Annotated in this window: 16 protein-coding genes and 11 tRNA genes; 21 read left to right on the top strand and 6 right to left on the bottom strand. The window is 44.8% G+C overall.

The window, feature by feature from the left end; all coding sequences use genetic code 11:
• Positions 1-168: 168 nt before the first annotated feature.
• Both asd and rsgA read right to left on the bottom strand, forming a co-directional pair.
• On the bottom strand, positions 169-1,053 hold the full coding sequence (asd, locus tag AAFX28_RS22720) for an archaetidylserine decarboxylase (RefSeq protein ID WP_408690772.1): 885 nt from the start codon (positions 1,051-1,053) through the stop codon (positions 169-171).
• A gap of 111 nt (positions 1,054-1,164) precedes the next feature.
• On the bottom strand, positions 1,165-2,220 hold the full coding sequence (gene rsgA / locus AAFX28_RS22715) for a small ribosomal subunit biogenesis GTPase RsgA (protein ID WP_408690771.1): 1,056 nt from the start codon (positions 2,218-2,220) through the stop codon (positions 1,165-1,167).
• 127 nt (positions 2,221-2,347) lie between these two features.
• On the opposite strand from rsgA, the gene orn reads away from it, so the two are divergent.
• On the top strand, positions 2,348-2,893 hold the full coding sequence (gene orn / locus AAFX28_RS22710; RefSeq protein WP_408690770.1) for an oligoribonuclease: 546 nt from the start codon (positions 2,348-2,350) through the stop codon (positions 2,891-2,893).
• Between the two features lie 39 nt (positions 2,894-2,932).
• Here the strand turns inward: orn and AAFX28_RS22705 are convergent, their stop codons facing one another.
• The gene (locus AAFX28_RS22705) at positions 2,933-3,643 is read right to left on the bottom strand and encodes a hypothetical protein (RefSeq protein WP_408690769.1); all 711 of its coding nucleotides are present in this window, start codon (positions 3,641-3,643) and stop codon (positions 2,933-2,935) included.
• 299 nt (positions 3,644-3,942) lie between these two features.
• Between AAFX28_RS22705 and AAFX28_RS22700 the strand changes: the two genes are divergently transcribed.
• The 11 genes from AAFX28_RS22700 (at position 3,943) to AAFX28_RS22650 (ending at position 5,121) form a co-directional block, all read left to right on the top strand.
• Positions 3,943-4,018, top strand: a tRNA-Gly gene (locus AAFX28_RS22700).
• Positions 4,019-4,059: 41 nt separating this feature from the next.
• A tRNA-Met gene (locus tag AAFX28_RS22695) sits at positions 4,060-4,136 on the top strand.
• 93 nt (positions 4,137-4,229) lie between these two features.
• Positions 4,230-4,305, top strand: a tRNA-Gly gene (locus AAFX28_RS22690).
• Between the two features lie 42 nt (positions 4,306-4,347).
• A tRNA-Met gene (locus AAFX28_RS22685) sits at positions 4,348-4,424 on the top strand.
• Between the two features lie 2 nt (positions 4,425-4,426).
• Positions 4,427-4,502: transfer RNA gene (locus AAFX28_RS22680), tRNA-Gly, on the top strand.
• A 42-nt stretch (positions 4,503-4,544) separates the two neighbouring features.
• Positions 4,545-4,621 (top strand) — tRNA-Met (locus tag AAFX28_RS22675).
• Between the two features lie 2 nt (positions 4,622-4,623).
• Positions 4,624-4,699: transfer RNA gene (locus AAFX28_RS22670), tRNA-Gly, on the top strand.
• A 42-nt stretch (positions 4,700-4,741) separates the two neighbouring features.
• A tRNA-Met gene (locus AAFX28_RS22665) sits at positions 4,742-4,818 on the top strand.
• 3 nt (positions 4,819-4,821) lie between these two features.
• A tRNA-Gly gene (locus tag AAFX28_RS22660) sits at positions 4,822-4,897 on the top strand.
• Between the two features lie 36 nt (positions 4,898-4,933).
• A tRNA-Gly gene (locus AAFX28_RS22655) sits at positions 4,934-5,009 on the top strand.
• A 36-nt stretch (positions 5,010-5,045) separates the two neighbouring features.
• Positions 5,046-5,121: transfer RNA gene (locus tag AAFX28_RS22650), tRNA-Gly, on the top strand.
• 554 nt (positions 5,122-5,675) lie between these two features.
• On the opposite strand, the gene queG is transcribed toward AAFX28_RS22650, so the two are convergent.
• Complete coding sequence (queG, locus tag AAFX28_RS22645) at positions 5,676-6,788, bottom strand: tRNA epoxyqueuosine(34) reductase QueG (RefSeq protein WP_408690768.1); 1,113 nt, start codon at positions 6,786-6,788, stop codon at positions 5,676-5,678.
• A 205-nt stretch (positions 6,789-6,993) separates the two neighbouring features.
• Here queG and tsaE point away from each other — a divergent pair, with 205 nt between their 5' ends.
• The 9 genes from tsaE (at position 6,994) to AAFX28_RS22600 (ending at position 16,354) form a co-directional block, all read left to right on the top strand.
• Positions 6,994-7,458, top strand: coding sequence for a tRNA (adenosine(37)-N6)-threonylcarbamoyltransferase complex ATPase subunit type 1 TsaE (tsaE, locus tag AAFX28_RS22640; RefSeq protein ID WP_408690767.1), 465 nt, complete (start codon positions 6,994-6,996; stop codon positions 7,456-7,458).
• Positions 7,452-9,176 carry a LysM peptidoglycan-binding domain-containing protein gene (locus AAFX28_RS22635; protein ID WP_408690766.1) on the top strand — a complete coding sequence of 575 codons (1,725 nt, stop codon included), beginning with the start codon at positions 7,452-7,454 and terminating at the stop codon, positions 9,174-9,176. The genes tsaE and AAFX28_RS22635 overlap by 7 nt, the downstream gene beginning before the upstream one ends.
• Positions 9,177-9,194: 18 nt before the next feature.
• Positions 9,195-11,147 carry a DNA mismatch repair endonuclease MutL gene (mutL, locus tag AAFX28_RS22630; RefSeq protein ID WP_408690765.1) on the top strand — a complete coding sequence of 651 codons (1,953 nt, stop codon included), beginning with the start codon at positions 9,195-9,197 and terminating at the stop codon, positions 11,145-11,147.
• Positions 11,144-12,094, top strand: a complete 951-nt coding sequence (gene miaA, locus AAFX28_RS22625; protein WP_408690764.1) for a tRNA (adenosine(37)-N6)-dimethylallyltransferase MiaA — start codon at positions 11,144-11,146, stop codon at positions 12,092-12,094. Before mutL ends, miaA begins: the two co-directional genes overlap by 4 nt.
• A gap of 188 nt (positions 12,095-12,282) precedes the next feature.
• Positions 12,283-12,546 carry an RNA chaperone Hfq gene (gene hfq / locus AAFX28_RS22620; RefSeq protein WP_004743153.1) on the top strand — a complete coding sequence of 88 codons (264 nt, stop codon included), beginning with the start codon at positions 12,283-12,285 and terminating at the stop codon, positions 12,544-12,546.
• Between the two features lie 40 nt (positions 12,547-12,586).
• Complete coding sequence (gene hflX, locus AAFX28_RS22615) at positions 12,587-13,876, top strand: ribosome rescue GTPase HflX (protein WP_408690763.1); 1,290 nt, start codon at positions 12,587-12,589, stop codon at positions 13,874-13,876.
• 45 nt (positions 13,877-13,921) lie between these two features.
• Positions 13,922-15,109, top strand: coding sequence for an FtsH protease activity modulator HflK (gene hflK, locus AAFX28_RS22610; RefSeq protein ID WP_408690762.1), 1,188 nt, complete (start codon positions 13,922-13,924; stop codon positions 15,107-15,109).
• A 2-nt stretch (positions 15,110-15,111) separates the two neighbouring features.
• On the top strand, positions 15,112-16,089 hold the full coding sequence (gene hflC, locus AAFX28_RS22605; RefSeq protein ID WP_408690761.1) for a protease modulator HflC: 978 nt from the start codon (positions 15,112-15,114) through the stop codon (positions 16,087-16,089).
• Between the two features lie 79 nt (positions 16,090-16,168).
• The gene (locus tag AAFX28_RS22600) at positions 16,169-16,354 is read left to right on the top strand and encodes a DUF2065 domain-containing protein (protein ID WP_408690760.1); all 186 of its coding nucleotides are present in this window, start codon (positions 16,169-16,171) and stop codon (positions 16,352-16,354) included.
• 26 nt (positions 16,355-16,380) lie between these two features.
• On the opposite strand, the gene AAFX28_RS22595 is transcribed toward AAFX28_RS22600, so the two are convergent.
• On the bottom strand, positions 16,381-16,608 hold the full coding sequence (locus AAFX28_RS22595) for a SlyX family protein (RefSeq protein ID WP_408690759.1): 228 nt from the start codon (positions 16,606-16,608) through the stop codon (positions 16,381-16,383).
• Between the two features lie 19 nt (positions 16,609-16,627).
• Positions 16,628-17,608 carry a WD40 repeat domain-containing protein gene (locus AAFX28_RS22590; protein ID WP_408690758.1) on the bottom strand — a complete coding sequence of 327 codons (981 nt, stop codon included), beginning with the start codon at positions 17,606-17,608 and terminating at the stop codon, positions 16,628-16,630.
• Positions 17,609-17,677 lie beyond the last annotated feature (69 nt).

Genomic DNA, 17,677 nt, shown 5'->3' with positions numbered 1-17,677 from the left:
TATATGAACCTCAATCTCAGCACTTGAAGCTATAGCTTAATTTACAAAGAAATGAGTGTCTTAGACCGAGTTTGGAGTTTTTAATAAACAGTAAAAATTGTTGCAATGACTTTGTTTTGGGTCAAAAAAAGCCTCGACGAATCGAGGCTTAGAAAGAAGGCAACGGAATTAAGCTTCCTCTGATTCCGATTGCGCTGATGCAGTGTGAGCATAAGGTGTACCCATCACTGTCGGCTGACCATTTTGCATTGTTTCATCAAAGGTTACAGCGCCTTTAGCGAATAGGTTGATCACTGTAGAGCCAAGTTTAAAGCGACCCATCTCTTCACCTTTTTTCAAGACTACAGCTTTGTCGCCTTCAGCCGGGTAGTCCCATTTGTACACGGTGTTACCGCGTGGTGGCGTTACCGTGCCTGCCCATACTTGCTCGATGCTTCCAACAATCGTAGCCCCTACAAGTACTTGTGCCATTGGGCCAAACTCAGTGTCGAAAATACACACGACACGCTCGTTACGGGCGAACAGATTTGGTACGTTTTCAGCCGTTAGTGGGTTTACTGAGAACAGATCGCCAGGTACATAAATCATTTGGCGAAGTGTGCCGTCACATGGCATGTGTACACGGTGATAATCACGTGGCGATAGGTAAAGTGTTGCGAACTCACCATCAGCAAACTCTTCAGCCAAGGCAGCGTCACCACCAAGTAGTTCTTGAGCTGTGAAATCGTGACCTTTTGCTTGGATAAGCTTGCCGTCAGTGATCGGGCCAAATTGGCTTACACACGCGTCAGCTGGATGAGTAACGACTGTTGTTTCTTCTGTAATTGGACGTGCGCCTTCTTTTAGCTCACGTACAAAAAATTCGTTGAACGTCTTGAAGTGTTTTGGATCTGAATGAAGTGCTTCATCCATGTTGACGTTGTACTGCTTGATAAACCAGCGAATGATTGCTGTTGTTAGACCGCCAGCTTTTGCAGAAGCTAGCTTACCCACTAAGCGTGTGAGTCCATGCTGTGGGATCCAATATTGCAGTCCAACTTTAATCTTATCCATGGTGTTCAATTCCAATGCTATTTTCATGATTGACTATATTCTGGGCGCGAGATGTTACTCAAAATGCGCCCAAAAGTCAGTAGTTGCGAGAGTTTGCTTACAAATTTGCGGCTACAAATCTGCTTTTTTGCTGCGTGAGTACTGTCGATTCGCTTTCACTTCCGCCATGCTCTCTAGAATGCGATGGTAGTTTTCGAAGCGTACTTCGTTTATCTCACCATCTTCGACGGCTTGACGTAATACACAACCAGGATCGTCATTGTGTTTACAGTCACGGAACTTACAGCCCCCAAGGAAAGGTCTAAACTCAACAAACGCTTTTGTGACTTCCTCTGCTTCCAAATGCCAAAGGCCGAACTCACGTACTCCTGGTGAGTCGATCAGGTCACCACCAGTTGGGATGTGATACAGACGTGAAGCTGTGGTCGTGTGTTGACCAAGCCCTGAGTTTTCAGACACTTCGCCTTCTTCGACGTTGAATTGAGGCATGAGCGCGTTTACTAAGCTCGATTTGCCCACACCTGATTGACCCACGAAGATGTTTATACGGTCTTTTAGCTCGGCTTCAAGCTCGGCGATGCCTTCACCCGTTTGCTTACTGACGAACAAGACTTTATAACCAATGCGCTCGTATTCTTTCAGCCACTCTTGGTATTGCTCTAGTTGTTCTTGCTCGAGAAGATCGATCTTGTTCAATACGAGCAATGGAGCAATGTTGAGTGTTTCAGATGCAACAAGGTAACGGTCAATGATGTTGAGTGATAATTCAGGTAACACGGATGAAACAATGATCATTTGATCAACGTTAGCCGCGACCGGTTTTAGGCCGTCATAGTAATCTGGGCGAGTAAGAATTGAAGTACGTGGTTCAACAGCTTCTACAACACCACTGATGCCTTCCATTGATTCAAGTCCAGGGCGCCAAATGACCTTATCGCCAGATACAAGGGTCTCGATACCTCGACGTAGGTTACAGCGCTGAACTTCACCAGTTTCAGTATCTTCGATATCAGCGTGTTGTCCAAAGCGGGTGATAACCAGGCCTGATTTACTGCTACCTAGCATGGACTCATCCCATTGAATGGACTCTTCTTGCTTAAGTTTGCGCTTTTGGTTATGACGAACTCGCCTTACCTGACCTTTGGTTAGCTTTTTCTTTTTAGCCACGTTTCTCTACTTCAGTTCATTAATTTATCGAGTGATACCGGCAAGTAGGTGAGTATCTCAAGCTATCTTGGGTATCGGAATTTGGGTATAGTACCTTTTTTATCATAAAACCAATAGGCAACGATTTATGTCCTTTAGCGATCAAAACTTAATTTGGATTGATTTGGAGATGACAGGGCTTAACCCAGAAACGCATAAAGTCATCGAAATCGCCACCATTGTCACTGACAGTGAACTGAATATTTTAGCTGAAGGACCTGTACTTGCCATTCATCAGCCAGAAGAAGAACTACAAAAAATGGATGAGTGGTGCGCGACAACTCATACCGGTAGTGGTTTAGTTGATCGTATCCGAGAAAGCAAAGTTGATGAGCAGGAAGCCGTTCGCCAAACCATCGAATTTCTTGAAAAATGGGTACCAAAAGGTAAATCACCGATTTGTGGTAATAGCGTAGGTCAAGATCGTCGCTTCTTATACAAACATATGCCTGAGCTCGAAGAGTACTTCCACTACCGTTATATCGATGTGAGCACTCTTAAAGAGCTAACTCGTCGCTGGAAGCCTGAAGTACTGGATGGTTTCTCGAAAACAGGCAGTCACCTGGCATTGGATGACATCAGAGAGTCGATTGCAGAATTGCAGTACTACCGAAAAACGATTATCTCAATCTAATCTTTAAACCAGCATTCAATGCTGGTTTTTTATTGTTTGTTACGGCACAGGTAGGAAAACGAATTGGGCTACACCGTGCGCGACTTTGGTTATGCCTCGATTAGTTTTATCTGCCACAATCAGTGCCATCATGTCTTGGATCATGACCATCTTTGTGAATAAGCGATCAAAACTAATATCTCCACCGGCCTCTGTAGTCGCATTGGTGTAGATGTATGGTTTTCCGTTCTCATCTTTTCGGTGATAGAGGCGCCAAACGAATATTTCGATGTTTCTTGCACTATTATACAAAGCTTGCTCATCAAGTGAATCGAGAATAAAAAACTCCTGCTGGTGGTTGTATGAACGTCTTAACATCTCAGAAAGGCCAACAGTAGCAGCGAAGACACGGTCTCCTTCAAAGTTCTCATCAAAGCTCAGTAATATGGCGTCAATGCCTGTGACGCCTCCAAGTTCATCAAATTCCAAGGGAGGGAGAGTGATACTATCTTCAGGACCAAAGATCTGTTCTATACGGCTGTCTATAGTTGCTGAGGGATTCTTACTGAGTTGAATAGGGTTCCTAACATAGAGTTTACGGGTTAACTCAACCATTTGAGCTTTGAGCTGCCTTGCATGAACATCCATGACAAAGTCCACATCACTTTTCCCCAAATTCCTCATTGGTTTAGGCATTGAACCACAGCCGTTTAATACGATCATTAGCGATAGAAGAGCAATGATTTTGACTAGCGCTGAGTGAAACGGCATGGAAGTGAACCTCTTCTGAGTTAAGAAGTTGTTTAGCAATATGAATCTATATCAGACATTTATATTAAAAATAGGAGTTATTCGCGACAAAGAGATCTAAAAACGTGGTGGGAGTTCGCATTTTGATCTTTTGGTGAAAATTGGCACTGATAATTTGTATGCTTTTCAAGCTTTTTGATTGATAAGTGTGTGCTTTTTATCCGATAAGAAAAAAAATGCCCTTTTTTTTCATGAAGGACTTGCATCACAAAAAAATGCTCTTATAATTCGCAGCCCTGAACGACGGAAACGTTGTTGATGCGACACTAGCTCAGTTGGTAGAGCGCAACCTTGCCAAGGTTGAGGTCACGAGTTCGAACCTCGTGTGTCGCTCCAAATTAAAAGGCTTTCATCATGCCTCAAATGGTGAATACGGACGCGGGGTGGAGCAGCTTGGTAGCTCGTCGGGCTCATAACCCGAAGGTCGTCGGTTCAAATCCGGCCCCCGCAACCAAATTTTAGGTATTGTGATTCGCTAGCTCGTCGGGCTCAGCTATTCATAAAACCTCGCGAAGGTCATCGATTTATATCCGGCCTCGCAACCAATGCGACACTAGCTCAGTTGGTAGAGCGCAACCTTGCCAAGGTTGAGGTCACGAGTTCGAACCTCGTGTGTCGCTCCAAATTAAAAAGCTTTCATCATGCTTTGAATGGTGAACTACGGACGCGGGGTGGAGCAGCTTGGTAGCTCGTCGGGCTCATAACCCGAAGGTCGTCGGTTCAAATCCGGCCCCCGCAACCAATGCGACACTAGCTCAGTTGGTAGAGCGCAACCTTGCCAAGGTTGAGGTCACGAGTTCGAACCTCGTGTGTCGCTCCAAATTAAAAAGCTTTCATCATGCTTTGAATGGTGAACTACGGACGCGGGGTGGAGCAGCTTGGTAGCTCGTCGGGCTCATAACCCGAAGGTCGTCGGTTCAAATCCGGCCCCCGCAACCAATGCGACACTAGCTCAGTTGGTAGAGCGCAACCTTGCCAAGGTTGAGGTCACGAGTTCGAACCTCGTGTGTCGCTCCAAATTAAAAAGCTTTCATCATGCTTCGAATGGTGAACTACGGACGCGGGGTGGAGCAGCTTGGTAGCTCGTCGGGCTCATAACCCGAAGGTCGTCGGTTCAAATCCGGCCCCCGCAACCAAATGCGACACTAGCTCAGTTGGTAGAGCGCAACCTTGCCAAGGTTGAGGTCACGAGTTCGAACCTCGTGTGTCGCTCCAATTTATAGTCTTCATCGTACTTAACGATGACAAAATGCGACACTAGCTCAGTTGGTAGAGCGCAACCTTGCCAAGGTTGAGGTCACGAGTTCGAACCTCGTGTGTCGCTCCAGTTTATAGTCTTCATCGTACTTAACGGTGACAAAAAGCGACACTAGCTCAGTTGGTAGAGCGCAACCTTGCCAAGGTTGAGGTCACGAGTTCGAACCTCGTGTGTCGCTCCAAATTCTTCATTCAAATGAATATCCATTTGAATCGACCTAAACGGTCACCGCTCTTTAGCTAATGCTGCGAAGCATGAACCCCAAAAAATATAAGAAGTCCTCCTAATCACTAGGTGGGCGTTTTTATGTCTAAATTTATTGTTTAAGCACGGGATGTGCTGATAGAAGACCGATAGCAAACCCTGTGTGAGCTAGGGGTTTACACATCAGTCAACAGACTTATCCACATAATAGTATTTGTGGATAACTTAGTGGGTAACCCAACTTTAAGCGATAAAAACTTCTTGACGAAAAAGATCTTTTTGTTTGTGAAACTTTCTTACTTACTGAGAAAGGCAGGTTAACTTGTTGTTTTTGTTGGAGTTTGTCTGGTTTTTGGTATGAGGCTTAGTTGTTCTATTCGATCATTAAGTCACTGTTTTTTGATCCTAGTCATTTCTCTGCGTTGTGATTAACTTCTTTATCTGTAAGAAAATAAGTAATCATCCTTTCTTTTTTCCACATTTCCATTTTTGGACCTAAATCAACTTATCGGCTATTGAGTTCGGCAAGTATTATGCATCTCTTGGTAGGCCTTTTTCGACAATCCTAATAAGTCGATTGAGTTTCGTTGATGTGTGAGGCAGCTGTGCTTGTTGTTGCGCTAATGCCCAATGGATATGTTCATCTAGCACCTCTGACAGCCCGAGTCTGTTTTGTAGTGTGTCCACAATGATTTGTGAGAAGGGTGCATTGCCCATTGCAATGGAAAGGTTACGCATCCACTGAAGGTGACCTATACGACGGATTGCCGAACCTTCCATGTTCTTTAAGAACGTCGCTTCATCCCATAGAAACAATGTGACTAAGTCTGAGTTTTTAAAGGCTTCGCGCCTGTGGAAATCACTTTGTTGTGTTAAATCTGAAAATCGATTCCAAGGGCAAACCAATTGGCAGTCATCACAGCCATAAATTCGATTGCCCATCGGCTTACGAAATTCTTCTGGGATTACACCATCAAACTCAATCGTTAAGTAAGAAATGCAGCGTCTTGCATCGACGACACCATCGTCGACAATAGCGGCAGTAGGACATGAAGTAATACAGGCTTTACATTTACCGCACTCATCAATACTTGGTTCGTCGACCGGAAGAGGAAGATCAATTAATAGCTCGCCTAAGAAGAACCAAGAGCCGCAATCTTTATCGAGAATAAGTGAGTGTTTGCCAGTCCAGCCTAGGCCTGACTTTTGTGCTAAAGGGCGCTCCAGAATAGGGGCAGAGTCAACAAATGGTCGATAGCCAAACTGTCCAACTTCTTGCTCTATTTTCTGGCCAAGTTTTTTCAGTTGGTTTCGGATTAGTTTGTGGTAGTCACGACCAAGTGAATAGCGACTAACATAAGCTTGAGTCGGATCGGATAGATTAGAGGCAAACTGGGCCTGTGGAGGTAGGTAGTTCATGCGAGCGCTAATCACTCGTACGGTTCCAGGCAGTAGCTCATTTGGTCGTGCTCTCATCATGCCGTGACGAGCCATCCAGTCCATATCACCATGGTAGCCAGCATCTAACCATCTTTGCAGCTCTTCTTCGTGCGCTGATAAGTCGACGTCACAGATCCCAACTTTCTGGAAGCCTAACTCTTGGCCCCAAATTTTGATCTTTTCGACGAGCTCTTGGTAGTTCATGCGGATACGTCTCTGGTGAAGGGGGCAGGATCTTAACGGATCTTATAGGCTGATTCTAGGCGAGTAATGGGGAAAAATACCAAGAAATCGCTTATTTTTCGTTTTACTTACACAAGATCTCTTGTCTCTCAATTCCAACCCAGTTTACTATTCCTGTTCTTTTGATTTTTATAGTCACCCTATTAGACCCTAGAGATTTATCTTAATGACCACGAAACAATTTGCCCTAAAAGATGAACAAGCAACGATTCAACTAGGGACAGTATTAGCAAACCTGTGTTCTCAGCAAACCACGATCTACCTACACGGTGATCTTGGTGCCGGTAAGACCACATTTAGTCGTGGTTTCGTGCGAGCGCTTGGTCATCAAGGAAATGTAAAAAGTCCTACTTACACGCTAGTGGAACCCTACCAACTCGATCAGTGGCAAGTTTATCATTTTGATCTTTATCGCTTAGCTGATCCAGAAGAGTTGGAGTTTATGGGAATTCGTGATTACTTTACTCCTGATGCAATCTGTCTCGTTGAGTGGCCTGAAAAGGGGCAAGGTTTATTACCTGAGCCTGATCTTGATATCGACCTGCGTTACAAAGGTGAAGAGCGTGTTGTCGAGCTGACTGCAAATAATCAATATGGAAGTCAATTATTGGAACAGTTGGAGTTATGTTGAATAGTCGATTATTAAGAGCTGTTTTCTTTCCGTTTCTCCTCGCTCTTACCTTATTACCAAGTTTTGCCTTCGCGAATGCTCTTGAAGGGATTCGCGTTTGGCCGTCCCCTGATGAAACGCGTGTTGTTATCGATCTAAAAACGGAAGCAGATTATAGCTATTTCACGCTTTCGAGCCCTTCTCGTTTAGTGGTCGATCTTAAAAAGACGTCGTTAAGCACCAAGCTACCTATCAATATATCCGATAGCCCGGTCTTAAAAAAAATCCGTAAGAGTTCTCCACCAGACAAAGGGACCTATCGTTTAGTCTTCGAGCTAACGCGTAAAGTGACCCCTCAGTTATTTAAATTGGCGCCGACACCTGGTGGTCAATATGGTCATCGCCTTGTGATTGATATGCCTCATGGGGCGCAGAAAGGGTCTACCTCAACACCGGCTAAGCCAGCAAATCCTTCAACAGTCAGTCGTGATGCGTCTCAATTATTGGGAACTGCAGACATTGTTGTCGCTATTGATGCGGGTCATGGTGGTGAAGACCCAGGTTCGATTGGTCCAAGCAAAAAATATGAAAAGCATGCAACGCTAGCCATCTCAAAGAAGATTGCAGCACAGATTAATGCGGTTCCTGGGATGAAAGCGGTGCTGACTCGCGGAGGGGATTACTTTGTTAATCTTAATAAGCGTTCTGAGATTGCTAGAAAGAACAAAGCCCACTTTTTGATATCCATCCACGCTGACGGGTTTAGAACGCCACAACCACGTGGAGGCTCGGTATTTGTACTCAATACACGTCGTGCAAACTCAGAGATAGCTCGTTGGGTAGAAAACCATGAGGAGCAGTCTCAGCTTCTTGGTGGTGCAGGTGATGTGTTGGCCAAGAACACTAATGATAAGAATGTAAGCCAAACCTTGCTCGACTTGCAGTTTAGCCATTCGCAAAAAGAAGGCTATAAAGCGGCGACTAAAATCCTACGAGAAATGACTCGTGCGGGTATCCACTTACATAAAAAAGAACCAGTCAATGCAAGCTTGGCGGTATTGAAATCGCCGGATATTCCTTCTGTCTTAGTTGAAACTGGGTTTATTACTAACCCAACAGAAGAGCGATTGCTTTTCCAGCGTAGTCACCAAGATAAGCTAGCCCGTTCGGTCACAAAGGCGGTCGTGCAATATTTTGAAGAGAATCCTCCAGAGGGCACGCTGTTTGCGAATCGCGGTAAAACCATTAAGCATAAAGTTTCACGCGGTGAATCATTGTCTGTGATCGCGAAGAAATATGGCACGTCGACAAAAGCAATTATGCAGGCGAATAAGTTGAAGAGCAGCAGCCTTGCTATTGGTCAGGTGCTGACTATTCCTGGTTCATCTAGTGCTGTCTCTGTACCAACGATTAAGAATCCAGTAGAGACGAAAACGCTTACACACGTCGTTCAGCGTGGGGAATATTTAGGTAAGATTGCTTCAAAATATAAAGTATCTGTGGCTGCAATTAAGCGTGAGAATAACTTGAAGTCGGATACGCTAAAACTGGGTCAAAAGCTCAAGATTACAGTGAGTATGAAGGATCAACCGCTGCGTAAGCATACTGTGAAGCGGGGTGAGTTCCTTGGCAAGATCGCCAGTAAGTATGGTGTGAGTGTAAGCAATATTCGCAAAGCCAATAATTTGCGCTCTGACCAGCTAGCAGTGGGGCAAGTGCTGATTATTCCTCGCAACTAATTAATAGTGTGATGAGACATGACGATTAAAATATTGCCTGCTCGCCTTGCTAACCAAATCGCGGCAGGTGAAGTAGTTGAAAGGCCAGCATCGGTTGTTAAAGAGCTGGTTGAAAATAGCTTAGATTCAGGTGCTACTCGTATCGATATTGATATCGAAAAGGGCGGTGCTAAGCTCATTCGTGTGCGAGACAACGGCAAGGGCATCGTCAAAGATGAACTTGGTCTTGCTCTGAGTCGTCATGCCACTTCAAAAATTCACACCTTAGATGATCTAGAGGCGATCATTAGCTTAGGCTTTCGTGGTGAGGCGTTAGCGAGTATCAGTTCTGTTTCTCGTTTGACTATGACGTCGCGTCCGGCGACCCAAGAACAAGCTTGGTCGGCATATAGTGAAGGGCGAGACATGCAGGTAAAATTGCAACCTGCAGCGCACCCGATTGGCACAACAGTGGAAGTGCTGGATCTGTTTTTCAATACGCCGGCAAGACGTAAATTCCTCCGTACCGAAAAAACGGAGTTTGCCCATATTGATGAGCTTCTCAAGCGTATTGCTTTAAGCCGCTTTGATGTGACGATCAACGTTAGACACAACGGCAAGTTAATCAAACAATACCGCGCAGCGAAAACAGAGGCTCAAGCGGAAAAGCGCATTGCGGCTGTATGTGGGAATTCTTTTGTTCGAAACATGCTGAAAATTGAACTCGAACATCAAGGTCTAAAACTTCACGGTTGGATCACAACGCCTGAAGGCGCACGTCAACAGAGCGATCTTCAATATTGTTATGTGAATGGTCGTATGATGCGTGACAAGCTGATCAACCATGCGATCCGCCAAAGTTACGAAACCAGTTTACGTCCTGATCAATTTGCCACTTATGTTCTGTTCATTGAGCTCGATCCTCACCAAGTAGATGTCAATGTTCACCCGGCTAAACATGAAGTGCGTTTTCATCAAGCGCGATTAGTGCATGATTTTATCTATCAAGCCTTGAGTGATGCGTTAGCTCAAAGCTTTCATATCGATCAGCCGGAGCAAACGGCTTCCGCTTTCCATATTGAACCTCAGCAGGCAGATCCTGAAACTCAGACTCAATTAGAGCCAGTACCGACATCTCAAGTCTCTCAACAAGAATATCAGGCAATTGAGTCAGTACCTTCGTATCCAGGTAAAGTAGATTATCAAGAAAGTAGAGACAATCTGCGTGAGTCGCGTCCTCGTAGTGAATGGAATGAATCCCGACCTGCAAGCAAACCGAAAGTCACAGAACGATACAGCGAGCCTGCACCAAGCAAGCAAGAGGTAAAGGCTTACCAAGAGTTACTGAAAACGCCAGATTGTGCACCTATCCGTTCGGCTCAGGCAACGGAGCCACAACAGACTGAACAAGTCGCGGTATCTGCGGTCGAAAGCTTAGGTAAAGCGCTTCATGTGGTTCAAGGGCGCTACCTAGTGATGGGTGATAAGTCTGGGACTTGTCTAGTGAGCCTTGCTAAAGCAGAGTGGCTACGAGTGAATGGTCAGCTGGCTACGCATCAAGGTAGCTTAAAGAGTCAGCCTCTATTGGTGCCTTTATCACTCAAATTGGATGAAGAGTTACTGACAACCGCCAATAAGCTTGAGCCGGTATTGAAGGTCTTTGGTATTGAATTAAAGACACGTGGCAATAAAGCGCTGATGATCATGGGTGTACCACAACCGCTGAGACAACAAAATCTACAACAACTGTTGCCAGATCTGTTATCTTACGCCGCTTCGTACATTGCGACCTCTCAGCCATTAGATCATCGTCAGTTAGCTAACTGGCTAAGTGATCAAATTACGCAAGTAAAAAGCGACTACACTTTGTCGGAGGCAATACAAATAATTGCTGACATCGAACAACTTTGGCAGGGGAAACTTCCTCTTGAGGATCCGGCATTTGTAAGGCCCGTTGATTTTTCTGCGACAATTGCAGCTTTAGAATTATGAAAAACAAAGAATTACCTTTGGCTCTGTTTTTAATGGGGCCAACCGCATCAGGCAAAACAGATTTAGCCATTCGCCTTCGAAAGAAATACCCTGTTGAAATAATCTCGGTTGATTCAGCATTAATCTATAAAGGTATGGATATTGGTACGGCTAAGCCAGATGCGGAAGAGCAAGCACAAGCTCCGCATCGCTTGATCGATATTCTGGATCCAAGTGAAGCATACTCAGTCGCTGATTTTCGCCGTGACGCGCTTAATGAAATGAGCAAAATTGTAGAGCAAGGCAAGATCCCTCTGTTGGTGGGCGGCACAATGCTTTACTACAAAGCATTACTTGAAGGCTTATCGCCACTTCCTGCCGCAAATCAAGAGATCCGTCAGCAGATAGAGCAAGAAGCATTGACTCTTGGCTGGGACAAACTCCATGATGAACTGAAAGAGATTGATCCTGTATCTGCTGAGCGAATTCACCCAAATGATCCACAAAGATTATCTAGGGCATTGGAAGTTTATCGAATTTCAGGTAAAACTCTTACTGAGTTGACTCAAACAAAAGGTGAAAGTCTGCCTTACCGAGTTAAACAGTTTGCAATAGCTCCCAAGGAAAGGGCTGAGCTCCATCGTCGTATAGAGTTACGCTACGAAAAAATGGTAGAAGCAGGCTTTGAAGATGAAATGCGAGCACTTTATGCTCGTGATGATCTTCATCCGGATCTACCGTCAATTCGCTGTGTTGGCTATCGACAGATGTGGGACTATTTGGATGGGAACTGCACATTAGATGACGCTATTTTTAAAGGTGTCTGTGCAACTCGTCAATTGGCCAAGCGACAAATCACCTGGTTACGCAGCTGGGATGATTTAACTTGGTTAGATAGTGAGAACATTGAACAAGCGCTAGAAACTGTTTCAAATGCAATAGCATCTGAAGGTTTTAGCTGTGTATAATGTGATCGCTTTTGCGTGAATGTACCCTGTAAAGGATCTGTTACTTGAAATTTCAGCTTAAAGCCGTCATAACAGGTAACGACAGGGTGTTATTTTATTCGTTTAGCTCAGAGCAAAGGCCGCATACTTTGTGCAGCGCACCACTAGCTAAATAACTAAAACAAAATTACAAAATAAGGAAAATAAAAATGGCTAAGGGGCAATCTTTACAAGACCCATTCTTAAATGCATTACGTCGTGAACGTATTCCAGTATCTATCTACCTTGTAAACGGAATTAAACTACAAGGTCAGATCGAGTCATTTGACCAATTTGTTATCTTGCTGAAAAACACAGTTAACCAAATGGTGTACAAGCACGCTATTTCAACGGTAGTTCCTGCTCGTCCAGTGAGCCACCACAGCGGTGATCGTCCACAAGGTGATCGTCAGCAAGAGAAATCAGAAGATTAATTTTCTGAATTACCTATTTAGTTTTTAAGGAGTTGATTGCTTGTTTGACCGTTATGAAGCCGGTGAGCGAGCCGTACTTGTTCATATCAACTTCACGCAAGAAGGGGAGTGGGAAGATCTCAGTGAGTTTGAGATGCTGGTCTCTTCTGCTGGTGTTTCTACGTTACAAGTTGTAACAGGAAGTCGCCAGTCACCACACCCTAAATACTATGTCGGAGAGGGTAAAGCTCAGGAGATTGCGCAAGCTGTGCAATTAGCCGGAGCTGATATTGTGATTTTTAATCACGCCCTCTCTCCTGCCCAAGAACGTAACCTTGAAGCGTTGTGTAAGTGTCGAGTGCTAGACCGTACAGGCCTAATCCTTGATATCTTCGCCCAACGAGCCCGTACCCACGAAGGTAAGCTACAAGTTGAACTTGCTCAGCTGCGCCATATTTCTACTCGATTAATTCGTGGTTGGACTCACCTTGAAAGACAGAAAGGTGGTATTGGTTTACGTGGTCCAGGTGAAACTCAGTTAGAGACTGACCGACGTTTATTGCGTGTACGTATTAAGACGATATTACGTCGTTTAGAAAAAGTAGCTAAACAACGTGAACAAGGTCGCCGTGCAAGAAATCGAGCGGAAATCCCAACTGTTTCTCTAGTTGGTTATACCAACGCAGGGAAATCGACGCTGTTTAACCGAATCACTGAAGCAGGCGTGTATGCTGCTGACCAATTATTTGCAACGCTAGACCCTACATTACGTAAGATCGAGCTATCAGATGTCGGTCCGGCTATTTTAGCCGATACGGTAGGCTTTATTCGTCACCTACCACATGATTTGGTTGCTGCGTTCAAAGCAACACTTCAGGAAACGCAAGAAGCTGACATTTTGTTACATGTTGTCGATGCCAGTGATGAGCGTTTTCGTGAGAATATTCAAGCTGTTCATGACGTACTAGCTGAAATCGATGCGGATGAAATTCCGGCATTGGTTGTCATGAACAAGATCGATAACCTCGAAGGTCAAAACCCTCGAATCGATAGGGATGACGAAGGTGTCCCTCAAACGGTTTGGGTTTCAGCGATGGAAGGCAAGGGTATTGAACTCCTGTTTGACGCGCTGACTGAACGTTTGGCAAGTCAAATGGTTCAGCACCAAATGCGAATTCCGCCACAACATCAAGGCAGACTTCGTAGTACATTCTTCCAGATGAAGTGTATTCAACGAGAAGAATATGACCAAGAAGGTAACCTGTTGATTGAAGTTCGAATGCAACAGGCAGATTGGTCTAGACTTGAAAAAAGAGATGAGGCAGTTTTACGTGACTTTATAGTTACTTAAATGACTGCTACAGTATAACGTCATATCAAATGATGGAGCTTTCTAATGGCGTGGAATGAGCCTGGTAATAACAACGGCAACAATGGCCGCGATAATGACCCTTGGGGTAATAATAATCGTGGTAACAAAGGTGGCCGTGATCAAGGACCGCCAGACTTGGACGAAGTTTTTAACAAACTGAGTCAGAAACTGGGTGGAAAGTTTGGTGGCAAAGGTGGTAAAGGATCGCCAATTGGCGGCGGTGGTGCACTAGGTTTTGGTGTTATCGCAGCAATTGCAGTCGCAATTTGGTTCTTTGCTGGCTTTTACACTATCGGTGAAGCAGAGCGTGGTGTTGTACTACGCCTAGGTAAATATGATCGCGTGGTCGATCCTGGTCTTAACTGGCGTCCTCGTTTTATTGACGAGTATGAAGCCGTTAACGTTCAGGCAATTCGCTCGCTACGTTCGTCAGGTCTAATGCTGACTAAAGATGAAAACGTTGTGACGGTTGCAATGGATGTACAGTACCGTGTTGCTGATCCATATAAATACCTATTCCGCGTAACTAACGCAGATGACAGCTTACGCCAAGCGACAGACTCTGCTCTACGTGCTGTTGTAGGTGACTCTCTGATGGATAGTATCCTGACAAGTGGTCGTCAACAAATTCGTCAAAGCACACAAGAAACGCTGAATGAAATTATTGATAGCTACGACATGGGTGTTGTCATCGTTGACGTCAACTTCCAGTCTGCACGTCCACCTGAGCAAGTAAAAGATGCATTTGATGATGCTATCGCAGCTCGTGAGGATGAGGAACGTTTCGAGCGTGAAGCAGAAGCTTACCGCAACGACATTCTTCCTAAAGCGACAGGTCGTGCTGAACGTTTGAAGAAAGAAGCATTGGGTTACTCAGAGCGCGTTGTTAACGAAGCACTGGGTCAAGTAGCTCAATTTGAAAAACTACTACCTGAATATCAAGCGGCTCCAGAAGTTACTCGTAACCGTCTGTACCTAGATACGATGGAAGAAGTTTACAGCAGCACTTCGAAGGTTCTGATCGATTCAGAGTCAAGCGGCAACCTACTTTACTTGCCGATCGATAAGTTAGCTGGTGAAGGTCAAACTCAAACAAAACGTAAAACGAAATCAACGTCTGCTTACGATCAAATTGAGCTTGAAACTCAGTCAAATGACACTACTTCAGACTCGCAATCTCGTACAACTGGTTCACGTCAAGGGAGATATTAAGAATGCGTAAGTTAATGATCCCTGTATTAGTCGTAACGATTGCATTATTGCTGATGTCAGTATTCGTTATCCAAGAGGGTGAACGAGGCCTAGTAATCCGATTCGGTCGTGTCCTAGATGACAATGGCGTGTCTAAGATTTACGAACCTGGCCTTCATTTCAAAATGCCTCTGTTTGATCGTGTGAAAACACTTGATGCACGTATCCAAACAATGGATGGCCGTTCTGACCGTTTCGTAACGTCAGAGAAAAAAGACGTAATCATCGATACTTACGTTAAGTGGCGTATCGAAGACTTCGGTCGTTTTTACCTGACAACAGGTGGCGGTAATGTTTTGACTGCTGAAGCGCTACTTGAGCGCAAAGTGACAGACGTGTTACGTTCTGAAATTGGTGCTCGTGAAATCAAACAGATTGTTTCTGGTCCACGTAACCAAGATGTACTTCCAGAAAGTGCAGACAGTGAAGAAGTAACGACTGAAGCGGCTAAAGAAGCATTAGAGATTGATGGTGAGCGTGACAAGATCATGGCGAATGTACTGGAAGGTACACGTGATAGCGCGCTAACGGACTTAGGTGTTGAGATCGTTGATTTCCGTATGAAGAAAATCAACCTTCCTGACAACATCAGTGACTCAATCTACAAGCGTATGCGTGCTGAGCGTGAATCAGTAGCTCGTAAGCACCGTTCTCAAGGTCGTGAGCGTGCGGAAGTTATCCGTGCACAAGCTGAACTTGAAGTCGCAACTGTACTTGCAGAAGCGGATAAGACAGCTCGTGTAACACGAGGTGAAGCGGATGCGAAAGCTGCTAAGATTTACTCAGATGCTTACAATAAAGACCCAGAGTTCTTTGGCTTTGTGCGCTCTTTGAAAGCTTACGAGAAATCGTTCAGTGAGAAGAGTGATATTCTTGTTCTGGATCCGAAGAGTGACTTCTTCCAGTACATGAACAACGCTACTGGCGCACCAGCGAAGTAATTTGAAATTTTGATACTCTAAAGGCTCCTATATCGGGAGCCTTTCTTTTTTCTGCTTTCTAGAATTAGATAGGGAACCTATGTCTAACTCATTGTGGCTTGCGTTTGGAATCGTACTTATTGTTGAAGGCCTAGGGCCATTAATTGCCCCAAATGGATGGCGAAATATGGTCGCTCAGTTGAGTCAGCAGCCTGATACTCAGCTAAGAAGAATTGGCGGGTGTTTGGTTGTCGCAGGGGCGGTGATTGCTTACGTATTTGGCTAGCTGTGTCAGCTAGCCAACGAAGGTTGTTAGTAGTGTGGAGGCGGTGTTTCTTCAGACTGATCAGCGAGGTTAGATGAATCCATGTTTTTGACTTTGCCTACGACATATTTCATCTGATCTTGCATCTTTGTAATAAGTAGCTGCTGCTGACTTAGTGCTGCATTTAGTTCTTCAATCGTCTGTTCTTGGAAAGCCATTTGACACTCTAAGTCATTTATACGGCCTTCTAACTGTTCAATTTGCTGTTCTGTCATCGCTAACGCTTCTCAAGTGTTAATAGTCCACGTTCCAAGCTTGGGCTATGCCGGCCGATGTGCCGGATATGACGCGGTTCTGGCTATCAAAGGCTGCATCATACACCACTGCGCGAGGAGGGCGAGTATCTTTTAATGGCTCCGCTTCAAATCCATCTACGCGTTTACCTGTTTGGGTATTCCACACCATGATTCTGCTTGAAGGTGTTCCAGTCACTAAGTGTTTGCCATCATCTGAAAATCGAGCGGTAGAAAAAATAAGTTGGCGTGAAAAACTGCTCAGCTGAGAGAGTTTCTTCCCTGACGGAAGTTCCCACACAATTGCTTGATTCCCACCGTCAGAAGTAAATGCTAATTGGCCATCACGCTGAAGAGCGACACGGTTTACGCGCTGCTCATGTTCGAACGTGTGAATGATTTGCCCTGTATTGGTGTCCCATAAATAAGCTTTGTAGTCATTGCCACCAGACAGCGCAAAGCGTCCGTTCGGTGAAAGGGCCACTGAATTAACTTTTTCGTTATGAGCAAGGAACTCTAAACGACGTCCGGTGACTAAGTTTACGTAAATAGCTTTGCCATTAGACAGGCCAAGTAAAACCTGGTCACCGTTACTGGCTATATCGATATCTCGGATAAGTCCGTCAGAGATAGACCATAAGCCTTCGGCTTGAGTCCATGCTAAATCCCAAACGGCAAAGTTAATTTGGGTAGCTGTAACGGCAAAGCGACCGCTATCAGAGATTCGGATTTGAGAGACGGTACTGGATTGTGGATCTTGTGCACCTAAAGACGCAAGCTCTTGGCTTTCGTTAAGATCCCATAACACCAGCTGGTGTTCTTTAGAGTAAAGTAACGCAAAGCGAGCATCTCGGCTGAGTGCAAAGCTGGTCGTTCCTTGAGGCTCAATAGTCCAACGTTGTGCATCTTTGGTGGAGAAAAAACATCCATTTAACGAAAAGATGACAATAACAATGATTAGTGAGTTAAAAATTATACGCATTAAGTCCAAATATCCGCTTGTTTACGTTTAATTACAACGCATATTGGTTATATTGGTACAACATGCGAG

The organism is Vibrio sp. TBV020 (assembly GCF_046056895.1).
GTDB lineage: Bacteria > Pseudomonadota > Gammaproteobacteria > Enterobacterales > Vibrionaceae > Vibrio.
This window is presented reverse-complemented; position numbering and strand designations above follow the sequence as displayed.

Bases quoted from the DNA above. Each gene is read 5' to 3' on its own strand.
- AAFX28_RS22705 (WP_408690769.1), bottom strand. From the start codon at position 3,643: ATGCCGTTTCACTCAGCGCTAGTCAAAATCATTGCTCTTCTATCGCTA.
- asd (WP_408690772.1), bottom strand. From the start codon at position 1,053: ATGGATAAGATTAAAGTTGGACTGCAATATTGGATCCCACAGCATGGA.
- AAFX28_RS22635 (WP_408690766.1), top strand. From the start codon at position 7,452: ATGTTGAATAGTCGATTATTAAGAGCTGTTTTCTTTCCGTTTCTCCTC.
- AAFX28_RS22595 (WP_408690759.1), bottom strand. From the start codon at position 16,608: ATGACAGAACAGCAAATTGAACAGTTAGAAGGCCGTATAAATGACTTA.
- hflC (WP_408690761.1), top strand. From the start codon at position 15,112: ATGCGTAAGTTAATGATCCCTGTATTAGTCGTAACGATTGCATTATTG.
- queG (WP_408690768.1), bottom strand. From the start codon at position 6,788: ATGAACTACCAAGAGCTCGTCGAAAAGATCAAAATTTGGGGCCAAGAG.
- mutL (WP_408690765.1), top strand. From the start codon at position 9,195: ATGACGATTAAAATATTGCCTGCTCGCCTTGCTAACCAAATCGCGGCA.
- AAFX28_RS22600 (WP_408690760.1), top strand. From the start codon at position 16,169: ATGTCTAACTCATTGTGGCTTGCGTTTGGAATCGTACTTATTGTTGAA.
- tsaE (WP_408690767.1), top strand. From the start codon at position 6,994: ATGACCACGAAACAATTTGCCCTAAAAGATGAACAAGCAACGATTCAA.
- AAFX28_RS22590 (WP_408690758.1), bottom strand. From the start codon at position 17,608: ATGCGTATAATTTTTAACTCACTAATCATTGTTATTGTCATCTTTTCG.
- orn (WP_408690770.1), top strand. From the start codon at position 2,348: ATGTCCTTTAGCGATCAAAACTTAATTTGGATTGATTTGGAGATGACA.
- hfq (WP_004743153.1), top strand. From the start codon at position 12,283: ATGGCTAAGGGGCAATCTTTACAAGACCCATTCTTAAATGCATTACGT.
- miaA (WP_408690764.1), top strand. From the start codon at position 11,144: ATGAAAAACAAAGAATTACCTTTGGCTCTGTTTTTAATGGGGCCAACC.
- hflK (WP_408690762.1), top strand. From the start codon at position 13,922: ATGGCGTGGAATGAGCCTGGTAATAACAACGGCAACAATGGCCGCGAT.